14 protein-coding genes and 1 pseudogene are annotated in these 15,343 nt (G+C 71.7%); 4 read left to right on the forward strand and 11 right to left on the reverse strand.

What is annotated here, in order from left to right; all coding sequences use genetic code 11:
* Positions 1-74: 74 nt before the first annotated feature.
* Positions 75-476, reverse strand: a complete 402-nt coding sequence (locus GFD30_RS01615) for a hypothetical protein (RefSeq protein ID WP_153023449.1) — start codon at positions 474-476, stop codon at positions 75-77.
* Positions 477-617: 141 nt separating this feature from the next.
* Between GFD30_RS01615 and GFD30_RS01620 the strand changes: the two genes are divergently transcribed.
* Both GFD30_RS01620 and GFD30_RS01625 read left to right on the forward strand, forming a co-directional pair.
* A complete protein-coding gene (locus tag GFD30_RS01620; RefSeq protein ID WP_227995705.1) occupies positions 618-1,532 on the forward strand; it encodes a sugar kinase in 915 nt (304 codons plus the stop codon).
* Positions 1,529-2,128 (forward strand): bifunctional 4-hydroxy-2-oxoglutarate aldolase/2-dehydro-3-deoxy-phosphogluconate aldolase, encoded by a 600-nt coding sequence (locus tag GFD30_RS01625; protein WP_322632826.1) that lies wholly within the window; start codon positions 1,529-1,531, stop codon positions 2,126-2,128. Before GFD30_RS01620 ends, GFD30_RS01625 begins: the two co-directional genes overlap by 4 nt.
* 178 nt (positions 2,129-2,306) lie before the next feature.
* On the opposite strand, the gene GFD30_RS01630 is transcribed toward GFD30_RS01625, so the two are convergent.
* The 6 genes from GFD30_RS01630 to GFD30_RS01655 all read right to left on the reverse strand — a co-directional run bounded on the left by GFD30_RS01630 (position 2,307) and on the right by GFD30_RS01655 (position 8,309).
* The gene (locus tag GFD30_RS01630) at positions 2,307-2,822 is read right to left on the reverse strand and encodes an adenine phosphoribosyltransferase (RefSeq protein ID WP_322632827.1); all 516 of its coding nucleotides are present in this window, start codon (positions 2,820-2,822) and stop codon (positions 2,307-2,309) included.
* A gap of 262 nt (positions 2,823-3,084) precedes the next feature.
* On the reverse strand, positions 3,085-3,471 hold the full coding sequence (locus GFD30_RS01635; protein ID WP_153023451.1) for a DUF4234 domain-containing protein: 387 nt from the start codon (positions 3,469-3,471) through the stop codon (positions 3,085-3,087).
* Positions 3,472-3,625: 154 nt separating this feature from the next.
* Positions 3,626-4,501 (reverse strand): carbohydrate ABC transporter permease, encoded by an 876-nt coding sequence (locus GFD30_RS01640; RefSeq protein WP_153023452.1) that lies wholly within the window; start codon positions 4,499-4,501, stop codon positions 3,626-3,628.
* A gap of 5 nt (positions 4,502-4,506) precedes the next feature.
* Positions 4,507-5,484 (reverse strand): carbohydrate ABC transporter permease, encoded by a 978-nt coding sequence (locus GFD30_RS01645; RefSeq protein WP_153023453.1) that lies wholly within the window; start codon positions 5,482-5,484, stop codon positions 4,507-4,509.
* A gap of 9 nt (positions 5,485-5,493) precedes the next feature.
* Positions 5,494-6,789: an ABC transporter substrate-binding protein gene (locus GFD30_RS01650; RefSeq protein ID WP_227995706.1), complete on the reverse strand. Its 1,296-nt coding sequence runs from the start codon at positions 6,787-6,789 to the stop codon at positions 5,494-5,496.
* A gap of 314 nt (positions 6,790-7,103) precedes the next feature.
* A complete protein-coding gene (locus GFD30_RS01655; protein ID WP_153023454.1) occupies positions 7,104-8,309 on the reverse strand; it encodes an ROK family transcriptional regulator in 1,206 nt (401 codons plus the stop codon).
* A 146-nt stretch (positions 8,310-8,455) separates the two neighbouring features.
* Between GFD30_RS01655 and GFD30_RS01660 the strand changes: the two genes are divergently transcribed.
* Both GFD30_RS01660 and GFD30_RS01665 read left to right on the forward strand, forming a co-directional pair.
* Positions 8,456-9,433, forward strand: coding sequence for an aldo/keto reductase (locus GFD30_RS01660; protein ID WP_153023455.1), 978 nt, complete (start codon positions 8,456-8,458; stop codon positions 9,431-9,433).
* Positions 9,434-9,554: 121 nt separating this feature from the next.
* A complete protein-coding gene (locus GFD30_RS01665) occupies positions 9,555-10,949 on the forward strand; it encodes a pectate lyase family protein (protein WP_153023456.1) in 1,395 nt (464 codons plus the stop codon).
* A gap of 207 nt (positions 10,950-11,156) precedes the next feature.
* Here GFD30_RS01665 and ptsP read toward each other — a convergent pair whose 3' ends face one another.
* From ptsP to GFD30_RS01690, 4 genes and pseudogenes are all read right to left on the reverse strand, one after another.
* Entirely contained in the window at positions 11,157-12,809 is a 1,653-nt protein-coding gene (ptsP, locus tag GFD30_RS01670; RefSeq protein ID WP_153023457.1) for a phosphoenolpyruvate--protein phosphotransferase, read from the reverse strand.
* A 32-nt stretch (positions 12,810-12,841) separates the two neighbouring features.
* Entirely contained in the window at positions 12,842-13,108 is a 267-nt protein-coding gene (locus tag GFD30_RS01675) for an HPr family phosphocarrier protein (RefSeq protein ID WP_153023458.1), read from the reverse strand.
* A gap of 15 nt (positions 13,109-13,123) precedes the next feature.
* A pseudogene (locus GFD30_RS01680) lies at positions 13,124-15,075 on the reverse strand (PTS fructose transporter subunit IIABC).
* Positions 15,076-15,094: 19 nt separating this feature from the next.
* Complete coding sequence (locus GFD30_RS01690) at positions 15,095-15,250, reverse strand: hypothetical protein (protein WP_227995707.1); 156 nt, start codon at positions 15,248-15,250, stop codon at positions 15,095-15,097.
* Positions 15,251-15,343: the final 93 nt, after the last annotated feature.

Raw genomic sequence — 15,343 nt, forward strand, 5'->3', positions numbered from 1 at the left:
GGACAGAAGGATGTTCGAACGTGTAGAAGTTAGCGATAAATTCGAACACTGTCAATACCTGCGCCGGCGGCGGGTCAGGTGACCGGGCAGCGCAGGGCGAGGTCGAACGCGGCCGAGTCCTGGAACCGGGTGCGGGCCGCCTCGAGGTCCTCGGGGGCGGTGGCGGCGACGATGTCCTGGACCTCCCGGGCGTAGGAGGCGGCCATGGCCTTGAGCTCGGTGTCCTCGATCCGGTTGCCGAGGGCCTCCATCTCGTCCACGACGGCGTCGAGGCTCTGGGCGTCGGCCTGCCCGACGAGGTCGAGGGCCTCCCAGGTGCGGTCGCAGTCGGCGGCGTACTGCTCCGAGTCGCGTTCGAAGTCCGGGTTGCCCGGGTCGGCCTCGTCGGCGCCGCCGAGGCACTCCGCGAGTATCCAGAGCAGCACCAGCACCCCGATGACCCAGGCGAAGAGCTTGACCAGGCGCACGTCGACCATGTTCGCCCCCACTGCGAGAGCCGGTCGTCCCAGTCTACGCGAGGCGGCGGCCCACCGCGCCTGTCAGAATGCGCTTTCCACTCGGTAGGCTAAGGCGACCCCGATCCCGACCGCGGCGGACCGCGGACGAAGGAGCCCCTGTTGGACGTCCTGTGCCTCGGCGAGTCGATGTGCGTGTTCGCGCCGACCACCGCCGGACCCCTGCGCACGGCCGCCGAGCTGCACGCCGGCGTGGCCGGCGCCGAATCGAACGTCGCCGTCGCGCTCGCGCGGCTGGGGGCGCACGCCGCCTGGCACGGCAAGGTCGGCGACGACCCGTTCGGGCAGCGCATCCGGGACGTCCTGGAGGCGGCGGGCGTCGACTGCTCGGGCGTCGCGACCGACCCGGCGCGGCCGACGGGCGTGTACTTCAAGGACCCGGGCCCCGAGGGCACCGTCGTCCACTACTACCGGCGCGGCTCGGCGGCCTCGACGATGGGGCCCGGGCACCTGGCGGGGATCGCGCCGCCGCGGATCCTGCACCTGTCGGGGATCACCCCGGCGCTGTCGGCCTCGTGCGCGGCCCTGATCGAGGAGCTGCTCGTGGACCGGGCGCTGGGGGCGGCGACGGTGAGCTTCGACGTGAACTACCGCCCGGCGCTGTGGCCGGTCGAGGAGGCCGGGCCGGTGCTGGCGCGGCTCGCGGGGGCCGCCGACATCGCGTTCGTCGGCCTCGACGAGGCGCAGACCCTGTGGGGCGCCGCGACCGCCGAGGACGTGCGCGAGCACGTGCCGGACGCGGGCGTGCTCGTCGTCAAGGACGGCGGGAACGGCGTCACCGCCTTCGCCGGCGGGGAGCGGCGCTACTCCCCCGCCGAACCGGTCGACGTGGTCGAGCCGGTCGGCGCCGGCGACGCGTTCGCGGCCGGATTCCTCTACGGCCGCCTGCGGGACGCCTCGCTCGAGGCGTCGATGCGCCTGGGCCACCGGCTCGCCGCCGGCGCCCTCCAGACCGTCGGGGACCTCGCGCCCCCGCCCGCACCCGAGACCGTTCGAGCCATCCTGGAGGAACAGTGACCCTTGACCAAGGCGCATTCTTCGACCGCCTCTTCGCCGATCAGCGCGTGATGGCGATCTGGCGGGGCCTGCCCGCCGACGAGACCGTGGCGCTCTCCGAGCGCCTGTGGGACGCCGGGATCGACCTGGTCGAGGTGCCGATCGGGCAGCCGGGCCAGGAGGAGGCGCTCGCGGCGGCGGTCAAGGCCGCCGGACCGCGCGGGCACCTGGTCGGCGCCGGCACGGTCGTCTCGGTCGCCCACGTGGAGCGCGCGGCCGCGGCCGGCGCGGCCTACACGATCGCCCCGGGTCTGAACCCGGCCGTGCTGGCCGCTTCGCACGCGGCGGGCCTGCCGCACCTGCCGGGCGTGGCGACGGCGAGCGAGGTCGGCCTCTCGCGTGAGCTGGGATGCACCTGGGTGAAGGTGTTCCCGGCGTCGTCGCTGGGCAAGGACTGGTTCAAGGCGATGGCCGGGCCGTTCCCGGACGTCAAGTACGTGGCGACCGGCGGCGTCGGCCCGGACGAGGTCGAGGCCTACCGGAAGGCCGGCGCCTCGGTGATCGGCATGGGGTCGGCGCTGGCGGACCCGGCGAACATCGAGAAGCTGCTGGGCTGAAGGCCGGGGCACCGGTGCCGTGTGACATGTGATGTACCACCGGTATCACGGGCCCCCCGCTGCAACCCTGCCCGAGGGGTACGACAGAACGCGCGCAACATGAAAGTTGCGCGCGTTTTGCGGTCTCAGGAGGCGCAGCGCGTGCCGTCGAGCACCGGCAGGGCGGGTGCGTTGAGGGTCAGAGCTTGCCGAGGAGCGAGATCACCGGGTAGCCCTCGAGCCGGTCGCGGCCGGAGAGGGAGGCGATCTCGAGGAGGGCGGCGCAGGCGGCGACGGTGCCGCCGAGGCCCTCCACGAGGCGCACGCCGGCGGCCATGGATTCGCCGGTGGCGATGACGTCGTCGACGAGCAGGACCCGGTCGCCGTCCTTGACGGCGTCGGAGTGGAGTTCGACGCGGACCTCGGCGTACTCGCCGCGGTAGGTCTCGACGGCGGCTTCGCGGGGCAGCTTGCCGGCCTTGCGGATCGGCAGGAGCGGCTTGCCTGTGCGGTCGGCGAGCGGCGCGGCCCACAGGAACCCGCGGGCGTCGAACGCGGCGATCGAGTCGTACGGGTGCGCCTCGACCGCTTCCAGGAGGCGGTCGATCGACGCCCGGAACGCGTCGGGGGCGGCGAGCAGCGGCGTGATGTCGCGGAAGCCGACCCCGGGCTCGGGGAAGTCCGGGACGACGGGCACGTATTCGGTCAGGTCCACGACGGCAAGGTTAACCCGGCCCTGAACGTCCGGGCCCCGGACGCCGGGGGTCTGTGGCAGACCCGAGAACTCTTCACCTCGGCCGCGATGTCGGAGCCTTGGGGCAGGGTTGCAGCGGGGGGCCCGCAGTACCGGTGGCATATCACATGTCACATGGCGCCCAGTGCAACGGCGAAGCCCCCGGCCGGGGCCGGGGGCTCGGGAACCGACGAAACCGGGCCCCGGCGGGACGGGTCCGGGCGGACCCGTCCCGCCGGAGTCCTCAGGCCGCGACGGGCTGGCGGGCCTTGACGGCGGCCACGACCAGGTTCTGCTGCGACTGGACGTAGCAGACGTGGGTGCTCGCCAGGAAGACGAACAGGGTGGCGAGGCCGGTCGAGAAGGTGGGCGTGAGGCCGGCGGCCTCCTGCTCCTGGCGGATCGAGGCGCAGAACTTGAACCAGTTGACGATCGGCCAGATGAACAGGGTCAAGGCTCCGATGAGGATCGACCAGACCATGGCGGCCGGGGCGACGTTCTTCTCGCCGTTCGGGTTCACGGCCTTGACTTCGGCGGTGATCTTCGCGAACCACACGAGGGAGTAGATGCCGATGGTCGGGAGGTTCAGGATCCAGACGGCGAACGGGCCGCGGGTCTTCAATTCGGGCATGTGGGCAGAACTCCTTGCGGTAAGGGAAAAGGGGGCACCGGTCAAAACGCACGGCTGCGGGAGGAATCCCGCAGCCGGTTGGGCTCGCTGACCGAAGTGCAGCTCACATTAACATGTTCGATTGTCGTGAATAGAGGAAGGCGATCCTCTTTCCTCAACCCTTGAGTCCCGTTTGCGCGACCCCCTGGACCAGGAACCGCTGCAGGAACAGGAAGACGAACACCAGCGGCAGGATCGCCACGGCGGCCGCCATGAACAATTGGGGCAGATTCACCGTCTGCGAGGTCAGGAACGTCGAGAGCGCGACCTGGACGGTCCACGAGTCGGACGAGCGGCCGATGACCAGCGGCCACAGGAACGAGTTCCAGGACGTCACGAAGGTGATCACCGCGATCGCGGCGAGGAAGCCCTTCGAGTTCGGGATCACGATGCGCCAGAAGGAGCCCCAGTATCCCAGGCCGTCCACCCTGGCGGCCTCCTCGAGTTCCCGGGGGAAGCTCAGGAAGTACTGCCGGCACAGGAACGCCACGAACCCGTTGAACAGCGTCGGGATGATCAGGCCCCGCAGGTCCGAGACCCAGCCGAGGCTGGAGACCATCACGAAGCTGGGCAGGAACGTGATCGCGCTGGGCACCATCAGCGTGGCCAGGATCGCGTAGAACACCTTGTCGGCGTGGCGGTAGGGGATGCGGGCGAGGCCGTAGCCGGCGGTCGTGCACAGGAACAGCGTGCCGGCGGTGGTGAGCACGGAGACCATGGCGGAGTTCAGCAGACTCCGCGCCATGGGCACCTTCTCGTCGTTGAACAGCTCGGTGAAGTTGCCCCACTGGATCTCGGAGGGGAACCACATCCACCCCGGCGCCGTGATGTCCTCAGTGGTGGACAGCGCGTTCCGCACGATCAGGTAGAACGGGATCAGGAAGACCAGCGCGAGCAGGCACAGCCCGACGAAGTTGGCGACGCGCGAGGCGCGCGAGCCGACGCCGGGCTTGTAGCCGACCGGCCGCGGCCGGTTCTGCGTGGACACCATGTCGGTCACCGTCCTTCCGGTTTGCCGAAGCCGAGGATCTTGCCCTGGAAGAGGGTCACGATCGCGATGAGCAGCGCCAGGATGAGCGCCCCGGCCGAGCCGCGGCCGAGGTCCTGGCTCGTTCCCAGCGAGGTGTGGAACAGGTAGACCAGCGGCGTCCGGGCGTAGGGCACGTTCCCGGAGTTCGGCAGCAGGTTCCAGAACTCGTCGAATGCCTGGTAGGCCGCGATGAGGACCAGCATCAGCACCGCCACCGAGGAGGCCCGGAGCTGCGGCAGGGTGATGTGCCAGAACGTCTGCCAGCCGGGCTTGGCGCCGTCGACGTAGGCGGCCTCGTAGAGGTGCTCGGGGATCTGCTGGAGCGCCGCGATGAACAGGATCATGTAGAAGCCGCACTGGATCCACAGCCGGAGCGTGGCGATGACGAGCCAGAACCACGGCGGGTCGTTCCCGAACAGCCACGGGATGTCCTCGATCCCGAACCATCCGAGCACGGTGTTGGCCATGCCGTAGCGCACGCCGGCGAAGATCGACATCTTCCACACCAGGGACGCCACCACGTACGAGCAGGCGAAGGGCAGGAAGAACACCGAGCGGAAGAACGCCCGCGCCAGCCGGACCCTGTTGACCGCCAGGGCGAGCCCGAGCGAGGAGGCGAAGGTGATCGGCACGATGATCGCCGCGAAGACCGTGAAGGTGATGAGGCTCCGCCGGAAGTCCGGGTTGGTGAGCATCTCGGCGTAGTTGTCGATGCCGACGAAGTCGTCCGCCGTCGGGGTCACGGTGTTGCGCGCGTCGAAGAGCGACAGGTAGGCGGACCAGCCGACCGGGATGTACGTGAAGATGATGAGGCCGAGCAGGAACGGCCCGACGAAGTAGCAGAAGGCGAGGTTGCGGCCGCCGAGCGTTCGGCGGCGGCGGGGGCGTCGTGACGTCCCCGCTGCCGCCGGAGCCGGATCGGCCGTCTTGTCGGTGACGGCCATGTCGGTGCCCTACCCGAAGATGCCGTCGAGTTCGGAGTTGACCGTCTCGACGGCCTTGGCCAGTTCCGCTTCGGGGTCGTTGCCCTCGATGGCGATGTTGCTCATCATGTCGTTGACGGCGGTGTTCATCGCCGGGGTCCAGTCGGGGTTGTCGGCCCAGCCGTACTCCTCGGAGATGGCCACGGCCTCGGCGGCCGGGCCGGAGGTGAGCTGGTCGGCCTCCGCGCGCAGGGAGAGCCGCGAGGGGATGTGGAAGCCGTAGCTGAGGCACCAGTCGAGGATGGCCTCGGTGTTGTCGACCCACAGCCACTTCGTGAAGGCCTTGGCGGCGTCGACGTTCTTGCTGTTGGCGTTGACGAACGTGGCCCAGCCGCCGTTGTAGACCGTGGGGGTGCCGCCGACGAAGCCGGGGCACGGGAAGATGCCGATGTCGTCGCCGAGGTTCTCGATGAGCGCGGGCATGGTCCACAGGCCGGTCCAGGACATGGCGGTGAGGCCCTGGATCATCGAGGAGGGGTCCCACCAGTCCGTGGGCGCGCCGAGCAGGAGCGCGCCGGAGTCGTTGAGCCGCTTGACCGCCTCGGCGCCTTCGGCCATGCGCGGGTCGTTGAATCCGGCCTGCATGTCGGCGCCGATGAACGACAGGCCGAGGCTGTTGATCATGTGCTGGCCGAGCCGGTCGGTGCCGCCGGCCGCGCCGAAGTCGATGCCCTTGACGTCGGCGGTGGTCAGTTCGGTCGCGATGTCGATGAGTTCGTCGAAGGTGGTCGGCGGCGCGGTGATGCCGGCGGCCTCGAAAAGGCTGGGGCGGTAGACGATGTACTGCGGGTCGTCGATCATGTTGATGCCGTAGACGGTGCCGTCGATCGTGTTGCGGATCAGGTCGCCTTCGGGGATGTCGTCGATGACGTCGGCGATGAGGTCGTCGAGGGGCACGATCTGGCCGGCCTCGACCATGCCGCGGTTGAGGTGGCTCTCGAACACGTCGGGGGCGTCGTCGGTGAGCAGGCCCGAGGACAGCGCGGCGTCGTAGTCGCCGGGGATCCACTCGACGGTCACGTTGGCGTCGGGGTAGTCGGCGGCGTAGCCCTTGGCCGCTTCCTGGGTGCCGGCCTCGCCGTACTCGTGGTACCACTGCAACAGGGAGACCCCGTCGCCTTGCTCTTCGCGTCCGGTGTTGTCACCGCAGGCGGCAAGGGTGCCGGCGCCGGCGGCCATGCCGCCGAGCGCGAGCATGCGCCGGCGATTCAGCATGAACTCGGCGAACGCTTTCTTCGAATGACCGTTGTTGCGTGAGGCAACCATCTCTTAGCTCCTCGCTACGTTGAGAGGTGAAGGGCTCCCGTGCGACCCGGGTGCGGGTGACGCAGCGGGGAATCAACACCCGTCGATTCGCCTCCTAGTGTTACGAGCGCCACTCACTTTGTCAATGGGTTGAAACAAGCCTCGTGGTAACGATTTGCGCGCAGAGGAGATGGGAGCGTTCACGGAGTCGGCAGCGCACCGCTCGGCGCGTTGTCGCAGCGTGCAGCCTTGATGGCGCCCTGCGGCGGTGGTGCGCGGGGCGCTGGAGGTCGCGCGGCCGGTGCGGCCGCCGGGTCCGGAAACGAACCGCCGGGTCAGCGGCGGCTGCGGGAGCCGACCGTGTTCAGGCGGTTCAGGTGGCCTTCGAGGGCGAGGGCGGCGGCGCCGAGCGCGACCATGTTGCGCTCCTCGGTGTTCCGCTTGAGCCGCGCGGCCTTGAGCGGGGCCTCCATGGCGTGGGCGGCGAGGCGGCGCTCGAACTCCGGCACGAGTGCGTCGCCGAGGGCTGCGGTGACCCAGCCGTCGAAGACCACCAGGTCGGGGTTGACGAGGTTGAGCAGGTTCGCCACCCCCGCGGCCAGGGACTCGGCCACGGTCTCGACCGTGCGCACCGCCGAGGGCTCCCCGGCCTCCCAGGCGGCCGCCAGCGCGGCCATGGCCTCGGTCTGGGATCCGGTGTCGGGGCGGCCGCCGAGCGCGGCCCACTGCCGCAGGATCGCGGGCGCGCCGACATAGGACTCGATGCATCCTTTTGCGCCGCAGCGGCATTCAGGGCCGGCGGGGTTGATGGTGGTGTGGCCCCACTCCCCGGCGGAGTTGGTGGCGCCGCGGTAGAGCTGGCCGCCGAAGGCGAGGCCGGCGCCGACGCCGGTGCCGAGGATGAGGACGGCGAGGCGGTCGACGCCGCGGCCGTCGCCGAACCAGAGCTCGCCCACGGTGATGGTCTTGAGCGGGTTGTCGAGGTAGACGGGGACGTCGAGTTCGAGGCGCTCGGTGAGGAGCCGGCGGAAGGGGACGTCGTGCCAGTTCCAGTTGGGGGCGAATCCGGAGACGCCCCAGGCGACGTCGACCTGGCCGGGGAGGCTGACGCCGACGCCGAGGACGGCGCGGTCGCCCAGGCGGCCGCGGACCTGGTCCATGGCCGAGGCGATGTGGCCGATGACCTGGTCGGGGCTGTTCTCGCTGACTTCCATGCGCTCTTCGACGCGGTCGACGACGGTGAGGGCGAGGTCGTAGGCCTCGAGCTGGACGTAGGTCTCGGCGACGTCGACGCCGATCATGACGCCGCCGGCGGCGTTGGGGGCGAGGAGGGCGCGGGGGCGTCCGCCGCCGGAGTCCTCTCGGCCGACTTCCACGACGACCCCGAGTTCGATGAGATCGGTGACCAGGTTGGATACCGTCGCGACGGAGAGGTCGGTCTCGCGGGCGAGGATCTGGCGGGAGGTCGGGGCGTCCGCGATGAGGTGCCGCAGGACTGCGAAGCAGTTGCGCAGGCGGATATCGCGCGAGGTGGACTTCATGGCCTGAATGCTACGACGGAGCGGCCACTTTGTAAATGGGTTAGATGAAGGGGTGGCCGCCGGTTCGCGCCCGGCTGGGACTGAATGCTACCCGGGCCGGATATGCTCTGCCGCAGTTTCGGCCGCGAGTTCGAGGGGTGGATCGCATGGAAGCACGGGTACTGGGCAGGACCGGTAGGAGCGTGGGCGTCGTCGGGTTCGGCGCCTGGCAGATCGGCGCGGACTGGAGCGAGGTGAGCGAGGCCGACGCCGAGGCGGCCCTGGAGGCCGCGGCCGCCGCGGGCGTGACGTTCTACGACACGGCGGACGTCTACGGCGACGGCAGGTCCGAGCGGATCGTGGGCGCGTTCCGCAAGGCGCACCCGGAGGTCGTCGTCGCGACGAAGATGGGCCGGCGCGCCGAGCAGGTGCACGCCAACTACAGCGAGGCGAACTTCCTGGCGTGGAACGACGACTCGCGGGCGCGGCTGGACATGACGCCGCTCGACCTGGTGCAGCTCCACTGCCCGCCGACGAGCGTGTACGGCGACGACGAGGTGTTCGCGGTGCTCGACGCGATGGTCGCGGACGGGCGGATCGCGCACTACGGGGTGAGTGTGGAGACCTGTGACGAGGCGCTGGCCGCGATCGCGCGGCCGGGGGTGGCGTCGGTGCAGATCATCCTGAACCCGTTCCGCCAGAAGCCGCTCGAGCGCGTGCTCCCGGCGGCCGCGGAGGCCGGGGTGGGCATCATCGCGCGCGTGCCCCTGGCGTCGGGTCTGCTGTCGGGCAGGTACACCGCCGGGACCGAGTTCGCTCCCGACGACCACCGCAACTACAACCGCCGGGGCGAGGCGTTCGACGTCGGCGAGACGTTCGCGGGCGTCGACTACGCGACGGGCCTGGAGGCGGTGGAGCGCCTGCGGCCGCTCGTGCCCGCCGGGCTCACCATGGCCCAGTTCGCGTTGCGCTGGATCCTCGACCAGCCCGGCGTCACCGTCGTCATCCCCGGTGCCCGGAACGCGGCGCAGGCCGAGGCCAACGCCGCCGCGGCGGCGGCCGCGCCGCTGGGCGAGGACCTCCACGCCGAGGTCCGGAAGGTCTACGACGACCTGATCCGTCCGCTGGTCCACCACCGCTGGTAGGAGGGGGCGGCCGCCGGCCGCCCCCTCCGGTGCAACGACCCAGTGCAACCGGTTGCACAAGTCCTCCGGCATCGATACGATATCGATGTTCGTTGATGTCCTCAAAGGAGAGGAGCAGGACATGGCAACCCGAGGAAGGCTGCGGGCGGCGATCGTGGGAGGGCTCACCGGCCTGGTCGTGACCGCCGCGACGCTCGTGGCGCTCGGAACCGCGCAGGCCGCCCCGGTCCGGCACGAGGCCGAGACCGCCCCCGCCGCATGCGACGGCACGATCGACGCGAACCACTCCGGATACTCCGGCAGCGGCTTCTGCAACAGCCGCAACGCGACCGGCGCATACGCGCAGTTCACCGTGAACGCCGCCGCGGCGGGGACGGCCACCGTTGGCATCCGGTACGCCAACGGCACGTCCGCCGGCCGCGGCGCGAACGTCGTCGTCAACGGCTCCGCGGTGTCCGCGCACGCGTTCGGGGCCACCGGCGCCTGGAACACCTGGGCCACCGCCGCAGTGGAGGTCCGGCTCGACGCCGGCGCGAACACCCTCAGGCTCACCGCGACGACCGCGGCCGGCCTGGCCAACATCGACTTCATCGACGTCGAGACCGGCGCGCCTCCGACCGAGACCACCCCGCCGCCGCAGCCGGGGACCGGGCCGATCGGCTGGGCCGCCATGGCCGGCGGCACCACCGGCGGCGCGGGCGGGCGGACCGTCACCGTCTCCGACGCCGCGACCCTCGTCGACCTCCTGGAGGAGGACGAGCCCCTGGTCATCCGCGTGCAGGGCATGATCACCATGCCCGACGAGATGAACGACGTCCACTCCGACAAGACCGTCATCGGCGTGGGCACCGGATCGGGCCTGCGCGGCGGCGGCCTCAACATCAGCAGCGGCTACAGCAACATCATCGTCCGCAACCTCACCTTCGAGGCCTGGCCGAGCGACGCCATCGAGGTCGAGGGCGCGGCCCACCACATCTGGGTCGACCACAACCGCTTCAACGGCAACGCGAGCGGCGCCGACGGCTCGGTCGACGTCAAGCACGAGTCCGACTACGTCACCATCTCGTGGAACATCACGAACCACGACAAGAACATGCTGCTGGGCCACGACGACGACAACACCGCCGACCGCGGCAACCTGCGGGTGACCTACCACCACAACTGGTTCGACGGCAGCGCCGAACGAAACCCGCGGGTCCGCTACGGCAACCCCGTGCACGTGTTCAACAACTACTTCGACGGCAACGAGGTCTACGGAGTCGCCTCCACCGTGGAGGCCGGCGTGCTCGTGGAAGGGAACTACTTCCAAGGCGTGCCGCGGCCCATCGCCGTCGGCTACGCCGACTCCCCCGCCGGGAACGTGGTCGAGCGCGGGAACGTCTACGTCGGCTGCGGGCCGGTCGAGAGCACCGGCACCGGCGTCGGCGCGATCCCGTACTCCTACACGCTCGACGACGCCGAGGACGTCCCCGCGCTCGTGAGGGCCGGGGCCGGGCCGCAGGCGGGCCTGGGATAGAGCGGTCCCGTGAAGCAGAGCGAGGCGGTATCCGAGTCCGTTCGTTCGCCGGCGGTGCTCAATCTGGAGGCACTGACGGTGAGCGGGCGAACGGGCCGGATGACGACCGTTCCTTAGGCGCGCAGGACAAGCATGGGATTCCCGGCCCGGTACGCAGCGCCCGGGCGGCGGCCGGGCCGCGGGCGCCGCGGTCCGGCCGCTTCGCCGTCAGGCGGCGACCCTCCGGCGGGCCTCGCGCGCGTCGTCGGCGCCGATCGCGGTGGCCGCGAGCGCAGCGCACTCCTCGTAGGTGCGCGTGGCGAGCTCGGCCCGCACCGCCGCGATCGCCGACGGCGCCATCGACAGGCTCGTGGCGCCCAATCCGACCAGGACGCACGCGAGCAGCGGGTCGCCGGCGGCCTCACCGCACACGCCGACGGGCTTGCCGGACTCGCGGCCGGCCTCGGCGGCGAGACCGACCAGGTCGAGCAGGGCCGGCTGCCACGGGTCCAGGAGCTCGGCGAGCGCGCCGTTCATGCGGTCGGCCGCGAGCGTGTACTGGCCGAGGTCGTTGGTGCCCAGGCTCGCGAAGTCGCATTCGTCGAGGATGCGCGAGGCGCGCAGGGCCGCGGCCGGGACCTCGATCATGGCGCCGGCGGTGTCCAGGCCGTGGTCGCGGCAGCGCGCGGCGAACGCGCGGGCCTCGCCCGGGGTCGCGACCATCGGGGCCATGACCCACACGTCGGCGTCGGTCGCGGCGGCCGCGGCGCCGATCGCGGCGAGCTGGTCCTCCAGGAGCGCGGCGCCGGCCGCGCTGCGCGCCAAGCGGATGCCGCGGACGCCGAGCGCCGGGTTCGGCTCCTGGCCGTGGTCGACGAACGCGAGCGGCTTGTCGGCGCCGGCGTCGAGCGTGCGCACCACCACTCTGCGTCCGGTGAAGGACGCGAAGACCTGCGCGTACACCTCGGTCTGCTCCTCCACCGCGGGTGCGGTCGCGCGATCGAGGAAGAGGAACTCGGTGCGGAACAGGCCCACGCCTTCGCAGTCGGCCTCGGCGGCCGCGGCGAGATCGGCCGGGGAGCCGAGGTTCACCAGCAGCTGCACGGCCCGGCCGTCGGCGGTGCGGCCGGGTCCGCGGCTGCCCGACAGGGCCTCGGTGCGGCGGGCCTCCCCCTCCAAGGCCCGCCGCACCCGCTCGGGGCCGGGATCGACGGCGACCGTGCCGGCGCGGCCGTCCACCAGGACCGTGACACCGTCCTCGAGGGACGCGGCGTCCGGGCACGCGACGACCGCGGGCAGCCCCATGGACTTCGCGAGGATCGCGGTATGGCTGGTGGGACCGCCCTGCTCGGTCACGACCGCGACGGCCTGCGCGGGGTCGAGCGCGGCCGTGTCGGCCGGTGCGAGGTCGCGTGCGACCAGGACGAACGGGTGGCCCGGGTCCGGCACGCCGGGCATCGGCAGCCCGAGCAGGGTCGCGACGGTCCGGTCGCGCAGGTCGTCGAGGTCGGCGGCCCGCTCGGCGAGATAGCCGCCGGCGGCCTCCAGGGCGGCCCGGAACGACGCGAACGCCGCGGCGACCGCGTGCGGGGCCGAGCGGCCCTCGGCGAGGGCCTTCGCGACCCGGTCGGCCAGCGCCGGGTCGCGCGGCATCATCGACTGGGCGAACAGGACGTCCCCGGCCGGTCCCTCGGCGCGCGAGGCGCGGGCTTCGAGGTCGGCGGCGACCGCTTCGAGGGCGGCCTTCGCCGAGGCGAGCGCCGCGTCGGGGTCGGGTTCGGGTCCGGTGTCGGCCCCGAGTTCGGGCGGGGCGGCGAGGCGCGCGACGGGCGCGGTCGCCACTCCGGGGCTCACTCCGATACCGGTCAGCTCGACGTTCATGGTCGCTCCCCTCGTGCGGTCATCGCGGTCGGTTAGGCGTCGTGGTCGGTGGCGAGGACCGTTTCGAGGGCGTCGAGGGCCGCTTCGGCGCCCTCGCCGTCGGCGCGGAGGACGACCTCCTCGCCGCCCTTGGCGTCCAGGCCGAGAACCGACAGGATCGATCGGGCGTCCACGGGCTCCCCGCCGGGTTTGCCGATGGTGACCGGGACCGGCTGCGCGGCGGCGGCCTGCACGAACAGTGCGGCGGGCCGGGCGTGGAGGCCCACGCTGGAGCCGATGACGACGGTGCGTTCGGACATGTGCTTCCCCGTTGGCTAGATGGTGACCAGGGCCGAGTCGTCGACGGCCTGGGCGGCCTTCGACTTCCAGGCGGTTTTGAGGGCGACCGCGCACAGGCCGGTCGCGACGGTGCCGGCGAGCAGGGCGACGATGAAGCCGCCCGGGTCGCCGATGAGCGGGATGACCCAGATGCCGCCGTGCGGGGCGCGCAGGCTCGCCCCGAAGGCCATGGAGACGGCTCCCGCGACGGCGCCGCCGACCATGGTGGACGGGATGACGCGGAGCGGGTCGGCCGCGGCGAACGGGATCGCGCCTTCGGTGATGAAGAAGGCCCCGAGGAGCCAGGCGGCCTTCCCGGACTGGCGTTCGGCCTGCGTGAACAGCTTGGGCCGCACCACGCTCGCGAGTGCGAGGCCGAGCGGCGGGACCATGCCCGCGGCCATGACGGCGGCCATGACGGTGAAGTCGCCGCTGGCGAGGGCGCCGACGCCGAACAGGTACGCGACCTTGTTGACCGGGCCGCCGAGGTCGAAGCCCATCATGGCGCCGAGGATGACGCCCAGGAGGACCGCGTTGACGCCGGAGAGCCCGGCGAGCCAGTCGGTGAGCCAGGCCTGGGCGTCGGCGATCGGCTGTCCGATGAGGACGAGCATGATGAAGCCGACGGCGAAGACGCCCACGAGCGGGATGATGACGATCCGCATGATGCCCGCGAACGCCTGGTTGGCCTTGATGAGCTTGAGCGCCATGACGATCGCGCCGGCGATGAGGCCGGCGGCGAGGCCGCCGAGGAAGCCCGCGCCGACGTTGACGGCGATGAGGCCGCCGACGACGCCGGGCGCGATGCCCATGCGGTCGGCCATGCCGAAGGCGATGAACCCGGCGAGGATCGGCACGAGCATGGAGAACGCGAGCCCGCCGATGGCGAACATGAGCCCGGCGATGCCGGCCTGGCCGAGGATCTGCGTCGGGTCGGTGATGGCCTCGTAGGTGGTGCCCTGGAATTCGCCGCCGTTGACGACGTTGGCGATCTCGGCGCCGCCGATGACGAACGCGAGGGCGATGAGGATGCCGCCGGCGGCCACGAACGGGAGCATGTAGGACACGCCGGTCATGAGCCAGAGGCGGAGCTTCCCGCCGGGTCCGAGCCTGGGTCCGGCCGGGGCGGCGGGCGCCGCGGCGGCTGCCGGTCCGGCGGGCGCGGCCTCGGCCTGTGCGACGGCTTCGGCGACCATGTCGGCGGCGTGGTTGATGCCGCGCTTGACGGGGCCGGAGACGAGCGGTTTGCCGGCGAAGCGGTCCTTGTCGCGGACGTCGACGTCGGCGGCGAAGATGACCGCGTCGGCTCGGGCGATGTCGGCGGGGTCGAGCGCTTCGGCGCCGGCGGCGCCCTGCGTCTCGACGTGGATCTCGTGCCCGGCGTCCTTGGCGGCCTGCTCGAGGGCTTCGGCGGCCATGTAGGTGTGGGCGATGCCGGTGGGGCATGAGGTGACTGCGACGAGCTTCATTGTTCGTGCACCTTCTTCGTGATGCGGGCCCGCTAGGCGAGGGCGCTGTTGATGAGGGCTGCGGCCGCGGCGGCGTCGGGCGCGTCGCGCAGCGCGGTCGTGAAGTCCCGGTGGACGAGTCTGCGCGCCAGGGACGCGAGGATGGTCATGTGCTCGGAGCCGCCGCCTTCGGGTGCGGCGATGAGGAAGACGAGGTCGGCGGGGCCGTCGTCGGCGCCGAAGTCGATGCCGGCCTCGGAGCGCCCGAAGGCGAGGCTCGGCGCGGTGACGTGGGCGCTGCGGGCGTGCGGGATGCCGATGCCGCCTTCGATGCCGGTCGGCATCTGCGCTTCGCGGGCGCGCACGTCGGCGAGGAAGCCCTCGGTGTCGGTGACGCGTCCGGCGGCGGCGAGGCGGCCGGCGAGGGCCGCGGTCGCCTCGTGGCGGTCGGCGCCGCGGAGGTCGAGGTCGACCAGGTCGGCGGTGATCAGCTCGGACATGTGGTGCTCCTTCTGGTGCTCAGCGCAGGGCCCGGCCGGGGTCCGGGGTCGATGTGACCTCGACGGCGCCGAGATCGATGTCGGTGGGGCCGGGCATGATCGAGCCCGGGAGCGCGACCGCGGCGGTGCCCCAGGCGACGGCGGCGGCGAGGCATTCCAGGGCTGCGTGCTCCATGCTTCACCTCGGCAGGTCGAGGGCGCGGCGGACGCCTTCCTCGAGGTGGGCCGCCGAGAGGCCGCCGCGGGTGACGAAGTCGAACATGAGCCC

It is taken from the genome of Glycomyces albidus, from assembly GCF_009451885.1.
In the GTDB taxonomy this organism is placed as follows: domain Bacteria; phylum Actinomycetota; class Actinomycetes; order Mycobacteriales; family Micromonosporaceae; genus Glycomyces; species Glycomyces albidus.

What these genes read in the sequence shown, in the direction of transcription:
- GFD30_RS01640 (WP_153023452.1), bottom strand. Translation starts at nt 4,501, where the DNA reads ATGGTGTCCACGCAGAACCGGCCGCGGCCGGTCGGCTACAAGCCCGGC.
- ptsP (WP_153023457.1), bottom strand. Translation starts at nt 12,809, where the DNA reads ATGAACGTCGAGCTGACCGGTATCGGAGTGAGCCCCGGAGTGGCGACC.
- GFD30_RS01690 (WP_227995707.1), bottom strand. Translation starts at nt 15,250, where the DNA reads ATGGAGCACGCAGCCCTGGAATGCCTCGCCGCCGCCGTCGCCTGGGGC.
- GFD30_RS01645 (WP_153023453.1), bottom strand. Translation starts at nt 5,484, where the DNA reads ATGGCCGTCACCGACAAGACGGCCGATCCGGCTCCGGCGGCAGCGGGG.
- GFD30_RS01650 (WP_227995706.1), bottom strand. Translation starts at nt 6,789, where the DNA reads ATGGTTGCCTCACGCAACAACGGTCATTCGAAGAAAGCGTTCGCCGAG.
- GFD30_RS01655 (WP_153023454.1), bottom strand. Translation starts at nt 8,309, where the DNA reads ATGAAGTCCACCTCGCGCGATATCCGCCTGCGCAACTGCTTCGCAGTC.
- GFD30_RS01660 (WP_153023455.1), top strand. Translation starts at nt 8,456, where the DNA reads ATGGAAGCACGGGTACTGGGCAGGACCGGTAGGAGCGTGGGCGTCGTC.
- GFD30_RS01665 (WP_153023456.1), top strand. Translation starts at nt 9,555, where the DNA reads ATGGCAACCCGAGGAAGGCTGCGGGCGGCGATCGTGGGAGGGCTCACC.
- GFD30_RS01635 (WP_153023451.1), bottom strand. Translation starts at nt 3,471, where the DNA reads ATGCCCGAATTGAAGACCCGCGGCCCGTTCGCCGTCTGGATCCTGAAC.
- GFD30_RS01615 (WP_153023449.1), bottom strand. Translation starts at nt 476, where the DNA reads ATGGTCGACGTGCGCCTGGTCAAGCTCTTCGCCTGGGTCATCGGGGTG.
- GFD30_RS01675 (WP_153023458.1), bottom strand. Translation starts at nt 13,108, where the DNA reads ATGTCCGAACGCACCGTCGTCATCGGCTCCAGCGTGGGCCTCCACGCC.